The 14,426-nt window shown below is 69.9% G+C and carries 9 protein-coding genes; 8 read left to right on the top strand and 1 reads right to left on the bottom strand.

The annotated features are described in order from the left end of the window. The first annotated feature begins 8 nt into the window (after positions 1-8). From nuoL to recQ, 4 genes are all read left to right on the top strand, one after another. Positions 9-1,949 (top strand): NADH-quinone oxidoreductase subunit L, encoded by a 1,941-nt coding sequence (gene nuoL / locus J7E91_RS24050; RefSeq protein ID WP_214908228.1) that lies wholly within the window; start codon positions 9-11, stop codon positions 1,947-1,949. 5 nt (positions 1,950-1,954) lie between these two features. Then, a complete protein-coding gene (locus J7E91_RS24045; protein WP_214908226.1) occupies positions 1,955-3,532 on the top strand; it encodes an NADH-quinone oxidoreductase subunit M in 1,578 nt (525 codons plus the stop codon). After that, positions 3,529-5,184: an NADH-quinone oxidoreductase subunit NuoN gene (nuoN, locus tag J7E91_RS24040; protein WP_214908224.1), complete on the top strand. Its 1,656-nt coding sequence runs from the start codon at positions 3,529-3,531 to the stop codon at positions 5,182-5,184. Before J7E91_RS24045 ends, nuoN begins: the two co-directional genes overlap by 4 nt. 131 nt (positions 5,185-5,315) lie before the next feature. Continuing rightward, on the top strand, positions 5,316-7,469 hold the full coding sequence (gene recQ / locus J7E91_RS24035; RefSeq protein ID WP_214908222.1) for a DNA helicase RecQ: 2,154 nt from the start codon (positions 5,316-5,318) through the stop codon (positions 7,467-7,469). 449 nt (positions 7,470-7,918) lie between these two features. Here recQ and fahA read toward each other — a convergent pair whose 3' ends face one another. Then, positions 7,919-9,145, bottom strand: coding sequence for a fumarylacetoacetase (gene fahA, locus J7E91_RS24030; protein WP_214908221.1), 1,227 nt, complete (start codon positions 9,143-9,145; stop codon positions 7,919-7,921). Positions 9,146-9,612: 467 nt separating this feature from the next. Here fahA and J7E91_RS24025 point away from each other — a divergent pair, with 467 nt between their 5' ends. The 4 genes from J7E91_RS24025 (at position 9,613) to J7E91_RS24010 (ending at position 14,233) form a co-directional block, all read left to right on the top strand. After that, positions 9,613-10,623: a polyprenyl synthetase family protein gene (locus J7E91_RS24025; protein ID WP_214908218.1), complete on the top strand. Its 1,011-nt coding sequence runs from the start codon at positions 9,613-9,615 to the stop codon at positions 10,621-10,623. Between the two features lie 120 nt (positions 10,624-10,743). Next, positions 10,744-11,733 (top strand): CHRD domain-containing protein, encoded by a 990-nt coding sequence (locus tag J7E91_RS24020; RefSeq protein ID WP_214908214.1) that lies wholly within the window; start codon positions 10,744-10,746, stop codon positions 11,731-11,733. A gap of 259 nt (positions 11,734-11,992) precedes the next feature. Next, positions 11,993-13,252, top strand: coding sequence for a DUF2092 domain-containing protein (locus J7E91_RS24015; RefSeq protein ID WP_214908212.1), 1,260 nt, complete (start codon positions 11,993-11,995; stop codon positions 13,250-13,252). Between the two features lie 117 nt (positions 13,253-13,369). After that, entirely contained in the window at positions 13,370-14,233 is an 864-nt protein-coding gene (locus J7E91_RS24010) for an ABC transporter permease (protein ID WP_308377015.1), read from the top strand. Positions 14,234-14,426: the final 193 nt, after the last annotated feature.

Here is a 14,426-nt window from a genome sequence, read left to right as displayed (position 1 = left end):
CAAGAATCGTGGAGAACTTGATTGCGCTGCTCGTCGCAGCGCCTTTGCTCGGAGCGGCGGTCCTGCTGTGCGGCGGGCGGCGGCTCGACCGTGTGGGTCACTGGATCGGCACGGCCCTCGCGGCGGCCTCGTTCGTGGTCGGTGTGGTGCTGTTCGGCGCGATGCTGGGGTACGACGTCGAGGCGCGGACCATGCGCCAGCACCTCTACAGCTGGATTCCCGTCGAGGGTTTCCAGGGTGACGTCGCGTTCCAGCTCGACCAGTTGTCGATGACGTTCGTGCTGCTGATCACCGGTGTGGGCACCTTGATTCACATCTATTCGATCGGCTACATGGAGCACGACGAGCGCCGGCGCCGCTTCTTCGGTTACCTGAACCTCTTCCTCGCGGCGATGCTCCTGCTGGTCGTCGCCGACAACTACCTGCTGCTGTACTTCGGGTGGGAGGGCGTCGGTCTGGCGTCGTACCTGCTCATCGGCTTCTGGCAGCACAAGCCCAGCGCGGCGACGGCGGCCAAGAAGGCCTTCATCGTCAACCGCGTCGGTGACATGGGCCTGTCCATCGCGATCATGCTGATGTTCACCACCTTCGGCACCTTCGCCTTCGGGCCGGTCCTGGAGGCGACGGGGGAGACGTCCGAGGGCAAGATGACGGCCATCGGGCTGATGCTGCTGCTGGCCGCGTGCGGCAAGTCGGCACAGGTGCCGCTCCAGTCGTGGCTCGGTGACGCGATGGAGGGCCCCACCCCGGTCTCGGCCCTCATCCACGCCGCCACCATGGTGACCGCCGGCGTCTACCTCATCACCCGGTCCGGCGCGATCTTCAACGCCGCCCCCGACGCGCAGACCGCCGTCGTGGCGGTCGGAGCGGTCACGCTCCTCTTCGGTGCGATCGTCGGTTGCGCGAAGGACGACATCAAGAAGGCCCTGGCCGGCTCCACGATGTCGCAGATCGGCTACATGATCCTGGCGGCGGGCCTCGGCCCGATCGGTTACGCCTTCGCGATCATGCACCTGGTGACGCACGGCTTCTTCAAGGCGGGCCTCTTCCTCGGCGCCGGATCGGTCATGCACGGCATGAACGACGAGGTCGACATGAGGAAGTACGGCGGCCTGCGGAAGTACATGCCGGTGACGTTCGTGACGTTCGGGCTCGGCTATCTCGCGATCATCGGCTTCCCGGGCCTGTCCGGCTTCTTCTCCAAGGACAAGATCATCGAGGCGGCGTTCGCCTCGGGCGGCACCCAGGGCTGGATCCTCGGCACGGTCACGCTGCTGGGCGCGGGCATCACGGCGTACTACATGACGCGCGTGATGATCCTGACGTTCTTCGGCGAGAAGCGCTGGCAGCCCGCCCCCGACCCGGACAAGACGGCCAGTGTCGAGCCCGGCATCGAGGTGCACCCCGGTGAGATGCCTCATCCGCACGAGTCGCCCAGGTCGATGACGATCCCGATGATCGTGCTCGCCTTCGGGTCGGTCTTCGCGGGCGGTTTCTTCAGCATCGGGGACCGGTTCGTGAACTGGCTGGAGCCGGTGACGCAGTTCGATCACCCGCACCCGCCGATCAGCGTCCCGGTGATCACCGGCATGACGGTCGCCGTCCTGCTGGCGGGCGTGGCCATCGCGTACCTCCAGTACGGCCGCAAGCCCGTCCCGGTCGTCGCCCCGCGCGGCTCGTTCGTGACCCGCGCCGCCCGGCGCGACCTCCTCCAGGACGACTTCAACCACGTCGTCCTGGTCCGTGGCGGCGAGCACCTCACCCGCTCGCTGGTGTACGTCGACCACACCCTGGTCGACGGCGTGGTCAACGGAACGGCGGCCACGGTCGGCGGGCTCTCCGGCCGGCTGCGCAAACTGCAGAACGGCTACGCCCGCTCGTACGCGGTCTCGATGTTCGGCGGTACGGCGATCCTCATTGCCGCGACCCTGCTGATGAGGGCGGTCTGATCACGATGTCCTTTCCCCTGCTCACAGCGACGGCGGTGCTCCCGGCGGTCGGTGCGATCCTGACCGCCGCCGTGCCCGCCGCGCGCCGCACGGCCGCCAAGTGGCTGGCGCTGGCCTTCTCGCTCGCCACGCTCGTACTGGCGGCCCTCGTGGTCGTCCGCTTCGAGCCCGGCGGCGACCGCTACCAGCTCACCGAATCCCACGCCTGGATCCCGGACTTCGGGGTCAGGTACGAACTGGGCGTGGACGGCATCGCCGTCGCGCTGATCGCGCTCACCGCGCTGCTGATCCCCTTCATCATCCTCGCGGGCTGGCACGACGCCGATCCCCTGGAGACCAAGTCGTCACGCTGGCGGCCGACCCAGGGCTTCTTCGCCCTGATCCTGATGGTCGAGGCGATGGTGATCCTCTCCTTCGAGGCCACCGACGTCTTCCTCTTCTACATCTTCTTCGAAGCCATGCTCATCCCGATGTACTTCCTCATCGGCGGCTTCGGGGACCGGGCGCACGCGGGCACCGACGGGGCGGCGGCCACCCAGCGCTCGTACGCCGCCGTCAAGTTCCTCCTCTACAACCTGGCCGGCGGGCTCATCATGCTGGCCGCCGTCGTCGGTCTCTACGTGGTCGCCGGGAGCTTCTCGCTCGCGGAGATCGCCGAGGCGCGGGCGAGCGGCGAGCTGGAGATGGCGACCAACACGGAGCGGCTGCTCTTCCTCGGCTTCTTCTTCGCGTTCGCCGTGAAGGCGCCGCTGTGGCCGCTGCACACGTGGCTGCCCAACGCCATGGGCGAGGCGACCGCCCCGGTCGCCGTACTGATCACGGCGGTCGTCGACAAGGTCGGCACCTTCGCGATGCTGCGCTTCTGCCTCCAGCTCTTCCCGGAGGCCAGCAAGTGGGCCACGCCCGTGATCATCGTGCTGGCGCTGGTCAGCATCGTCTACGGTGCGCTGCTCGCGGTCGGTCAGCGCGACATCAAGCGGCTGATCGCGTACGCCTCGATCTCGCACTTCGGTTTCATCGTGCTCGGCATCTTCGCGATGACGAGCCAGGGCCAGTCGGGCGCGACGCTCTACATGGTCAACCACGGGATCTCGACCGCCGCGCTGATGCTGGTGGCCGGCTTCCTGATCACGCGGCGCGGGTCGCGGCTCATCGCCGACTACGGCGGTGTGCAGAAGGTCGCCCCGGTGCTCGCCGGGACGTTCCTGGTCGGCAGCCTGGCGACGCTGTCCCTGCCGGGCCTGGCACCGTTCGTCAGCGAATTCCTGGTACTGGTCGGCGCGTTCGCGGCGTACCCGGTGGCCGGGGTCATCGCCACCCTCGGCATCGTTCTCGCCGCGCTCTACACGCTCGTCCTCTACCAGCGGACGATGACGGGCCCGGTCAAGGCCGAGGTGCGGACCATGCCCGACCTCAAGGCCCGTGAGCTGGTGGTCGTCGCCCCGCTGATCGCGCTGCTGCTGCTCCTCGGCGTCTTCCCCAAGCCGCTGACGGACATCGTCAACCCGGCCGTGCAGCACACCATGAACGACGTCCGGAAAACGGACCCCACCCCCGAGATTGAGGCGGAGGCGGCCAAGTGAGCGCATCAGCTGTCCACAGCCTGTGGGCGACGGTCGCGGCGCCCGGCGCCGACGGCGGTTTCACGGCCCCGCACATCGAGTACGCCCAGCTGTCACCGACGCTCATTGTCGTCGGCGCGGCCGTGGTCGGCGTACTCGTCGAGGCGGTGGTGCCGCGCAAGGCGCGGTACTACACGCAGCTGTTCCTGTCGGTCGTCGCCGTCGCCGCCGCCTTCGCGGCGGTCGTGGCGCTCGCGGCCGGCGGGTACGGCACGACGAAGGCGCAGATCGCGGCGGAGGGCGCCATCGCGGTCGACGGCCCGGCGCTCTTCCTCCAGGGCACCATCCTGCTGGCCTCGCTGGTCGCCGTGTTCACCTTCGCCGAGCGCAGGCTCGACCCGGACGCGCACGGCAACCGCGTCGACTCGTTCGCCGCCCAGGCCGCGTCCGTACCGGGCAGTGAGAGCGAGAAGGCGGCGGTGAAGGCCGGGTTCACCACCACCGAGGTCTTTCCGCTCCTGCTCTTCGCGATCGCCGGGATGCTCGTCTTCCCGGCGGCCAACGACCTGCTGACGCTGTTCGTGGCGCTGGAGGTCTTCTCGCTCCCGCTGTACCTGCTGTGCGCCGTCGCCCGCCGCAAGCGGCTGATGTCGCAGGAGGCCGCGGTGAAGTACTTCCTCCTCGGCGCCTTCTCGTCGGCGTTCCTGCTCTTCGGGATCGCGCTGATGTACGGGTACGCGGGCTCCGTCTCGTACGCCAGGATCGCGAGCGTCGTCGACGGCACGGTCAAGCAGATCGACCCGGCGCTGGCCGACACCATGGGCAATGACGCGCTGCTCCTGATCGGCGCCGCGATGATCCTGATGGGCCTGCTCTTCAAGGTCGGCGCGGTCCCCTTCCACATGTGGACCCCGGACGTCTACCAGGGCGCTCCGACCCCGGTCACCGGCTTCATGGCCGCCGCGACCAAGGTGGCCGCCTTCGGCGCCCTGCTGCGGCTGCTGTACGTCGTACTGCCGGGCCTGCGCTGGGACTGGCGTCCGGTGATGTGGGCCATCGCGATCGTCACCATGCTGGGCGGCGCCATCGTCGCGGTCACCCAGACCGACATGAAGCGGCTCCTCGCGTACTCGTCGATCGCGCACGCCGGATTCATCCTGGCCGGTGTGATCGCGACCAGGCCCGAGGGCATCTCGTCCGTCCTCTTCTACCTGCTGGCGTACTCCTTCGTGACGATCGGCGCCTTCGCCGTGGTCACGCTGGTGCGGGACGCGGGCGGCGAGGCGACGCACCTGTCGAAGTGGGCGGGGCTGGGGCGGCGCTCGCCGCTGGTGGCGGCGGTCTTCGCGGTGTTCCTGCTGGCCTTCGCCGGAATCCCGCTGACGTCGGGATTCGCGGGGAAGTTCGCGGTCTTCAAGGCGGCGGCCGAGGGCGGGGCCGGGGCGCTGGTCGTGGTCGGTGTGATCTCGTCCGCGATCGCCGCGTTCTTCTACATCCGGGTGATCGTCCTGATGTTCTTCAGCGAGCCGAAGGCCGACGGCCCGACGGTCGCCGTGCCGTCGCCGCTGACGACGGTGGCGATCGGGGTGGGCGTCGTGGTGACGCTGGTGCTCGGTGTCGCGCCGCAGTACTTCCTGGATCTGGCCGGCCAGGCGGGAGTCTTCGTCCGCTGAACCTTGGTGTGTGGGTGCTGCCGCCCGGTGTCCCTCCTCGTAGGGGTGCCGGGCGGCAGCTTTTGGGCGGTGGTGTCAGTGGGTGCCCCTATCGTGGGGAGCCGGGCACGGTACGTACGGGGGACAGAGCGATGGACGGGACAGGTGGCATGGCCGAGGCCGGTGAGGTGACGCGGAGCGACGCCCTGGAGACGCTGCACCGCGTCTTCGGGTACGACGCGTTCCGCGGCGAGCAGGCGGCGGTCATCGAGCATGTGGTGGCGGGTGGGGACGCCGTCGTGCTGATGCCGACCGGCGGCGGAAAGTCGCTGTGCTACCAGATCCCGGCGCTGGTCAGACCAGGCACGGGCATCGTGATCTCTCCGCTCATCGCGCTGATGCAGGACCAGGTCGACGCGCTGCGGGCGCTCGGTGTGCGGGCCGGGTTCATCAACTCCACGCAGGACTTCGGCGAGCGGCGCGCGATGGAGGCGGAGTTTCTGGCCGGGGAGCTGGACCTGCTGTACCTGGCGCCGGAGCGCCTGCGTCTGGACGCGACGCTGGACCTGCTGTCCCGCGCCAAGATCTCCGTCTTCGCGATCGACGAGGCGCACTGTGTGGCCCAGTGGGGCCACGACTTCCGGCCGGACTACCTGAGCCTGTCGGTGCTGGGCCAGCGGTGGCCGGAGGTGCCGAGGCTCGCGCTCACGGCGACCGCGACGCACGCCACGCACCGGGAGATCACGCAACGCCTCGGGATGCCGGAGGCCCGGCACTTCGTGGCGAGCTTCGACCGCCCCAACATCCAGTACCGGATCGTGGGGAAGTCGGACCCGAAGAAGCAGCTGCTGTCGTTCCTGCGTGAGGAACACGCGGGGGACGCGGGCATCGTCTACTGCCTCTCGCGCAACTCGGTGGACAAGACGGCGGAGTTCCTCTGCCGGAACGGCATCGAGGCGGTTCCGTACCACGCGGGGCTCGACGCGGGGACGCGCGCGGCGCACCAGTCCAGGTTCCTGCGGGAGGAGGGGCTGGTAGTCGTCGCGACCATCGCCTTCGGTATGGGCATCGACAAGCCGGACGTGCGGTTCGTCGCCCACCTGGACCTCCCGAAGTCGGTCGAGGGCTACTACCAGGAGACGGGCCGTGCCGGGCGTGACGGCATGCCGTCGACGGCATGGATGGCGTACGGCCTCCAGGACGTGGTGCAGCAGCGCAAGATGATCCAGGGCGGGGAAGGTGACGAGGCGTTCCGGCGGCGCGCGGCGTCCCATCTGGACGCGATGCTCGCCCTCTGCGAGACCGCGCAGTGCCGGCGGGCGCAGCTCCTGGCGTACTTCGGGCAGGAGCCCGGTGCGCCGTCCTGCGGCAACTGCGACACGTGCCTGAATCCGCCCGAGACGTGGGACGGGACGGTGCCGGCGCAGAAGGTGCTGTCGACGGTGGTGCGGTTGCAGCGGGAGCGGCGGCAGAAGTTCGGAGCGGGCCAGATCATCGACATCCTGCTGGGCCGCAAGACGGCCAAGGTGATCCAGTTCGACCACGACCAGCTGTCGGTGTTCGGCATCGGCGAGGAGCTGGCGGAGGCGGAATGGCGGGGCGTGGTACGGCAGCTGCTGGCGCAGGGGCTGCTGGCGGTCGAGGGTGAGTACGGCACGCTGGTGATGACGGAGGAGAGCGCCTCTGTGCTGAGCCGGGAGCGTGAGGTGCGCCTGCGCAAGGAGGCGAAGACGGTGCCGGCCGCGCGCTCCGCCTCCGCGAAGGGCGAGCGCAAGGCGAAGTCGGCCGCCGCCAAGGCGGACCTGCCGACGGAGGCGGTACCGGTCTTCGAAGCGCTGCGGGCGTGGCGCGCGGAGCAGGCGCGGGAGCAGGGCGTACCGGCGTACGTGATCTTCCACGACGCGACGTTGCGGGAGATCGCGACGGTGCGGCCGGGATCGGTGGCGGACCTGGGCGGCATCGCCGGCCTCGGCGAGAAGAAGCTGGCCACGTACGGGGAGGGAGTGCTGGGAGTGCTGGCCTCGCTGGACGGGGCGGAGGTGGAGGCGCCGACGGCCCCGGCGGGCGCAACGCCCCCGGCGTCTCCCGCGGCCCGGGTTGGCGCGTCGGCCTCGGCGTCTCCCGCGGCCCGGGTGGCTGCGGCGTCTCCGGTGGCTCCGGTGGGCGCGGCGGACCCGGCGGTCGGATCGGCGGCCCCGGCCAGGGCGGCGGTGTCCGCGGCACCGGTTGCCGATGCGGACGCGGCGGAATGGGACTGGGACGCGGAACCCGACTGGGACGAGCCGGAACTGTCCGGCCCGGCGTAGGGAGGCGTTGCCCCACCCCGTACGCTGCCCCTTCCCGCTGCGACACTTTGCGGCTCCGCCGCGCGGGGCGCTGCCCCAGACCCCGCTCCTCAAACGCCGGAGGGGCTGGATTTGGTTGCGGTAACCATTCAGCCCGTCCGGCGTTTGAGGACATGCCCGGAGGGCGTCCGGGGGTCTGGGGGCTTGCCCCCGGTTCGGGAAGGGGCGGGGTGGGGAAAGCCCCGCGCAGCGGCACCCCACGCCCGCGCCCGGCCCTGGGCACCCGCCCACCCCGGCACCCGGGGCAGCGGCACTCCGGTCCCGCACCCCGGTCCCGCGACCCGGCCACCCGGGCAGCGGCGCCCCGGCCCTGACCACCTGCCACCCCGGACCCGAGGCAGGGGCACTCCGGCCCCGCGCCCCGCACCCGGGGCAGCGGCACCCCGGTCCCCCCTCCGGTCCCCGCAGGGCTAGGTCGCCGGGGTGATGCGGCCCGTTACCTCGCCCAGGCCTACCCTCGTGCCGTGCGGGCCCGGTGCCCACGCCGTCATCGTCACCTCGTCGCCGTCCTCCAGGAACGTGCGCTTGCCCGTGGCGAGTTCGATCGGGTCGCGGCCGTTCCAGGTGAGTTCGAGGAGGGAGCCTCGCTGGTTCACCTCGGGGCCGCTGACCGTGCCGGAGCCGAAGAGGTCGCCCGTACGGAGCGACGCACCGTTCGCCGTCATCTGGGTCAGCTGCTGGGCCGCCGTCCAGTACATGGTCGAGAAGGGCGGAGACGAAACCACCTCGCCGTTGATCTTCACCTCGATGCGGATGTCGTAGCCGCCGGGCTCCTCCTCGTTGGAGTCGTCCAGGTAGGGGAGGAGGGGGAAGTCGCGGGCCGGGGGCGCCACATGGGCCGCGTCCAGCGCTTCGAGGGGGGTCACCCACGCCGATACGGATGTGGCGAAGGACTTGCCCAGGAAGGGGCCGAGGGGCACGTACTCCCACGCCTGGATGTCCCGCGCCGACCAGTCATTGAGGAGGAACAGGCCGAAGACGTGCTCCCGGAAGTCCGCCAGCGGCACCGGCGTGCCGTGAGTGGAAGGCGTGCCGACGATGAAGCCGACCTCCGCTTCGATGTCGAGCTTGACCGAAGGGCCGAAGACCGGGGCCGGGTCCACCGGGGCCTTGCGCTGGCCGCTGGGGCGCACGACGTCCGTACCGGACACCACAACCGTGCCGGCCCGGCCGTGGTAACCGATCGGCAGATGCTTCCAGTTGGGGGTCAGCGCGTCACCGTCGGGGCGGAAGATCTTGCCGACGTTCGTGGCGTGGTGCTCGCTCGCGTAGAAGTCGACGTAGTCCGCGACGTCGTACGGGAGGTGCAGCGTGACCGCCGTGACCGGGTGCAGCAGGGGCTCGATGTCGGCGCGGTGCGCCGGGCTCGTCACCCACGCGGTGAGCGCCCGGCGTACGTCGCGCCAAGCGGTACGCCCCGCCGCCAGCAGCGGGTTGAGCGTCGGCTGGGCGAGCAGCGCCGCGTACGGAGAGCCCAGGGTGAGCGCTGCCGCCCCCGCGTCCAGCACATGGCCGCCGATACGGACACCGACACGGCGGCGCTCGGGCTCGTCCGCGGTGGAGAAGACACCGTAGGGGAGGTTGTGCGGGCCGAAGAGGTCGCCTTCGGCCAGGTCGAGCGGGCTCTGCTCGGGCATCGGTGCTGCCTCGCTTTCCAGGTCGTGGAGGACAACACGTTACGTGGGTGTCGCCTGGGAGGGCAGTGCCAAAAGATTTCGCAATGTCCGAAAAGGCCTTGCTGGAGGGGGAATTCCGGCTTGGCGCCCTTTGGGGACGGACGCGCGGGGCTCCCAGGCCTCCAGGCCGGACGGCGTCAGCAGTCCGCGGGGCTGTCCGAAGGAGGCGTGATCGTCCTCGGGGCGGGTGGGCGCGCGGGTGGTTCGGTGGCCTCGCCGTCGGGCGGGGCATCGGACACGGCGTCGCGGGATGAAGGTACTATTTATGCCTGCATGGGGCGATAGAGGCATACCGGGCACATCGGGCTGTGCTCAGGGCCACGGGAAGGCGCTCACTGTGATCGAAAGGCGACCGGATACGCTGACTTGAGTGAAGGCAGCGACACATCGACAATCCGTGTGATCGTCAGCAGACAGGAGTGACCCTCGTGACCGTCGTCGGGCCGTTCGGACTGAGCGTGCGGGACCAGGCTCTTGAGACCGATGTCCAGACCGGCTTGGCAGCCGTCGAGGAAGGACTGCTCGACGCCACCAAGAGCGAGGTGCCCTTCATCACGGAGGCCGCCCAGCATCTGGTCCGGGCCGGGGGCAAGCGGTTCCGGCCGCTGCTGGTCATGCTGGCCGCGCAGTTCGGTGACCCCCACGCGCCGGGCATCGTGCCCTCCGCCGTGGTCGTCGAGCTGACGCATCTGGCGACGCTGTACCACGACGACGTGATGGACGAGGCGGACGTACGCCGCGGGGTCGCCAGCGCCAATGCCCGCTGGGGCAACTCGGTCGCGGTCCTCACCGGCGACTTCCTCTTCGCGCGCGCTTCGCACATTCTGGCGGACCTGGGTCCGGAGGCCGTACGGATCCAGGCGGAGGCGTTCGAACGTCTCGTCACCGGCCAGATCCTGGAGACGGCCGGTCCCCGCGAGGGCCAGGACCCTGTGGGGCACTACCTGGACGTCATTGCGGGCAAGACCGGCTCGCTGATCGCCGTATCGGGGCGTTTCGGCGCGATGATGTCGGGCGCCGACGAGCGCGTCGTCGGCATCCTCACGCAGTACGGCGAGCGCCTCGGCACCGCCTTCCAGCTGGCCGACGACGTACTCGACATCGCGAGCGACAGCCACGAGTCGGGCAAGACGCCGGGCACGGACCTGCGCGAGGGCATCCCCACGCTGCCGGTACTGCTGCTGCGCGCGCAGGCCGCGGAGCACGGGCGCCCGGACGACGTCGAGCTGTGCGAGCTGCTGGACGGCGACCTCACGGACGACGCCAGGCTCGCCGAGGTGCTGCGGCGTCTGCGTGCGCACCCGGCCCTCGAGCAGGCGCGACGCGACACCATCCGGTACGCCGAGGAGGCCAGGGCCTCGCTGGCGCCGCTGCCCGAGTGCTACGCGAAGTCGGCTCTGGAGGAGCTGTGCGACGCGGTGGTGCACCGCGCCGGGTAGGAGCGAGAGATGTGACTCAGGTCACATTGTCGCGTTGAGTTCGGAATCGCATCCGCTCCGTATTCATGCCCAGAAGCCGACGCAGGGGGCGGCGGCACTGGAACGGGGAGATGTCCGGTCATGGGCTGGATCGCGAAGATTCGCAGGCGTAAGAGCGGCGTCCTCATCGGCATCACGGCGGTCGCGGCAGCGGCGGGCGTCACTCTCGCCGCCCTTCCGGCCATTGCCGCCGACAGGGGCAGCAGTGGCAGGGGCAGCGGCACGGGGGCGTCGTTCTTCGTGGCCAGCCTGACCGGCGCCAACGAGGTACCGGTCGAGGGCGGGCCCGCCCTCGGCGACCGGGACGGCGTCGCGCTGGAATTCGTCAAGGTCAAGGGCAGCACGGTGTCGTTCGCCGTGGAGTGGCGCGGCACCGGCGAGCCGACCGCGCTCCACATCCACCAGGGCGGCAAGGGCGTCAACGGCGGCATCAAGGCCGACTTCACCAAGCAGCTCGGCCACGACAAGGGCAAGGGCCACGGCAAGGACAAGGGCAAGGCGCGGACCGCGACCGGTTCGGTCGAGGTCGCGGACGCGGCGCTGCTCAAGGCGTTCAAGGCCGACCCGACGAGCTTCTACGCCAACCTGCACACCGCCGAGTTCCCGGCCGGCGCGGTGCGCGGCCAGTTCCACAAGGTCACCAATGGCTTCGACTTCGACCGCGCGCTGAACAACTTCCAGTCGCCGGTCGTCAAGGGCAAGCAGATCTACGCGTGCGTGAAGGGGACGGACGGCAAGCGCTCGTTCCAGCAGCGTGACGTACGGGCAGTACTCGCCGGCGACATCGCTCACTCCTTCGTACGGCCGAACTCCGGTACGCCGCAGTGGATCGCCCCGGACCACAGCGCGGTCACGGGCTCGCTCATCAGCAAGAGCGCGAACGGTGCGGGCAACATCCCGGAACTCGACCTCCAGGCTGAGCAGTCCGGCGAGAAGCACGGGCTCCTCGCGCAGACCACCGAGATCCTGCGGCTGAACACGGTGGGCGGCGTCGCGCCGGCCGGCAGTTGCGAGGCGGGCACGTCGACGGCCGTTCCGTATCAGGCGTACTACGTCTTCATCCAGCGGTAGCGGCAACCGCGGAAACGGTGGCAACCGCGGTAACTGGATGCAAGGGGCAATCGGCGTCTCCGCTCTCTGATGGTGGAGGCGCCGACGCCGGTTGTCATCCCGGAGCAGTAGATGGAGTTGATCCCCGGGGCTGACGCTTCCTGCCCGCCGTTTTGGTCAGATTGGGACCACCACTCCCCACCAATTCGGGTGAGAATGGCGGCGCGGGGTGGACGAGTGCAACTGGACGACGGCCGCCAACCACGGAGGTAGGGCACACATGGCACCGAACGACAGCGCACAGACCACCGAGGGCAGGAACTTCGCCGCGGGGCGCCGGAAGGCGGCGCGCTACATCGTCCCGGTCGCGGTGGCGGGGGTGGCGGCGGCGACCATCGGGCTCGTCCCGGCGCTCGCCGATTCCGGCGACCCCGATCTGCCGAAGATCACTGCTCAGCAGCTGATCGAAAAGATCGCGGCCTCGGACACCCAGCAGCTCTCCGGCACCGTGAAGATCAACACCGACCTGGGCATTCCTTCGCTCGGCGGCATGGCAGGCAGCCTGATGCCCAAGGGCGAGACCGGCGGCGACGGCTCGTCGGCCGACCCGCAGGCCAAGCTGATGGAACTCGCCTCCGGTACGCACACACTGCGCGTCGCGGCCGACGGCCCGGACAAGCAGCGGGTCTCGATCCTGGGCAACGCCGCGGAGTACAGCCTGATTCACAATGCCGGCGAGGTCTGGGCGTACGACAGTGCCTCGAACGAGGCCTTCCACGCCGAGGCACCCGCCGGCGCCAAGGACTCGGGCAAGGGCTCGGGCAAGGGCTCGGGCGAGGACTCCGGCAAGCGCGAGAAGCTGCCCGAGGGCGTTCCGACGACCCCCAAGGAGCTGGCCGAGGAGGCGCTGAAGGCCGCGGACGACACCACATCGGTCACGGTCGACGGTACGGCGCAGGTCGCGGGCCGGGACGCGTACCAACTGCTCATCAAGCCCAAGCAGTCCGGTTCGACGATCGGGTCCATCCGGATCGCGGTCGACGCCGAGAACGGCGTACCGCTCAAGTTCACCCTCACGCCGAGCAGCGGCGGCAAGGCCGCTATCGACGCGGGCTTCACGAAGGTCGACTTCGCGAAGCCGTCCGTGGACACCTTCAGGTTCAGCCCGCCCAAGGGCGCGAAGGTGACCGAGGCCGACGAACTGAAGACCCACGAGAAGGACTTCAAGAAGGACTTCAAGGGCAAGGACGAGCTGAAGGACTTCGAGGGACTCAACGTCATCGGCAAGGGCTGGACCACGGTCGCCGAGATCTCGTCCCCCGGCGGCGAAGCCGGCTTCAAGGCGCCCGAGAAGGGCGACGTGCCGCCGGAGGCCGCGGAGTTCATGGACGCGCTGGGTGACAAGGTGTCCGGCGAGTTCGGCTCGGGCACGGTCTTCAAGACCCGTCTCGTCAACGCCCTGATGACGGACGACGGCAAGGTGTACGTCGGCGCGGTCACCAAGGACGCGCTGGTCCAGGCCGCCAACGCGGCCAAGTAAGGCACAGCGGGGATGGAGGAGTTGTCCGCCGTGGACAGTGAGGCCGTGATCGCCACACGTGGGCTCACGAAGCGCTTCCGCGGCGGGCAGCTCGCCGTCGACGGCCTCGGTCTCAGGGTGCCCGCCGGCAGCGTCTTCGGCTTCCTCGGCCTCTTCCGGTCCGAGCTGACGATCACCTTCCGGCGCTGGCGCACGCTCGCGCTGCTGGCGGTGCTGGCCGCCGTATCCGTACTCATCGGCATCGCCGTGAAGATCGAGACGAGCGACGGTTCGCCGGTCAGCGGCGGAGGCGGCGAAGGGGGCGGCGCGGGCCCGGCCTTCCTCACCCAGATCACGAACAACGGGCTCTTCCTCGTCTTCGCGGCGCTCGCCGCCACCTTGCCGGTCTTCCTGCCGATGGCCGTCGGCGTCGTCGCGGGCGACGCGGTGGCGGGCGAGGCGAACGCCGGCACGCTGCGCTATCTGCTGGTCGCCCCGGCCGGACGTACCCGGCTGCTGCTCGCCAAGTACGCGTCCACCATGGTCTTCTGCCTGGTCGCTACCCTGGTCGTGGCCGTATCGGCGCTGGTCACCGGGGCCTTGCTCTTCCCGCTGGGTGAAGTCACGACGATCTCCGGTACGCGGATCGGCTTCGGGGACGGCCTGCTACGGGCCGCGCTGATCGCGGCCGTCGTAGCGGCCTCGCTGGCCGGGCTCGCGGCGATCGGCCTGTTCGTCTCGACGCTCACCAACAGCGGCATCGCGGCCATGGCGGCGACGGTCGGGCTGCTGATCACGGTGCAGATCCTGGACACGATCCCGCAGCTGCACGCGATCCACCCGTACCTCTTCCCGCACTACTGGCTGTCCTTCGCGGACCTGCTGCGCGAGCCGGTGTACTGGGACGAGGTGCTGGACAATCTCGGGCTCCAGGCGCTGTACGCGGCGGTGTTCGGCTCCGCCGCCTGGGCGCGCTTCACGACGAAGGACATCACAGCGTGAAGGTGCCCGGCCCCCGCCGGATGCTGTTGGTGAATTCGGGCCTGGTTGCTTCGCCCCGTCGTTATGCGGCGGGGCGGAGTGCTGTCAGGGGGCTGGTGCGGGTGCGGGCTCTTGGTGTGTCGGTGAGCCAGGCGTTGATGCGGATGAGGTTGACGGCGGCGCCGGTGAGCTGGTGCTGGAGGCTGGTCTTCGC

The sequence above is a fragment of the Streptomyces sp. ISL-99 genome (assembly GCF_018614005.1).
In the GTDB taxonomy this organism is placed as follows: Bacteria; Actinomycetota; Actinomycetes; order Streptomycetales; family Streptomycetaceae; genus Streptomyces; species Streptomyces flavidovirens.
This window is presented reverse-complemented; position numbering and strand designations above follow the sequence as displayed.

Excerpts from the sequence above, each read along its gene's own strand:
- J7E91_RS24045 (WP_214908226.1), top strand. The coding sequence starts at position 1,955 with ATGTCCTTTCCCCTGCTCACAGCGACGGCGGTGCTCCCGGCGGTCGGT.
- recQ (WP_214908222.1), top strand. The coding sequence starts at position 5,316 with ATGGACGGGACAGGTGGCATGGCCGAGGCCGGTGAGGTGACGCGGAGC.
- fahA (WP_214908221.1), bottom strand. The coding sequence starts at position 9,145 with ATGCCCGAGCAGAGCCCGCTCGACCTGGCCGAAGGCGACCTCTTCGGC.
- J7E91_RS24020 (WP_214908214.1), top strand. The coding sequence starts at position 10,744 with ATGGGCTGGATCGCGAAGATTCGCAGGCGTAAGAGCGGCGTCCTCATC.
- J7E91_RS24015 (WP_214908212.1), top strand. The coding sequence starts at position 11,993 with ATGGCACCGAACGACAGCGCACAGACCACCGAGGGCAGGAACTTCGCC.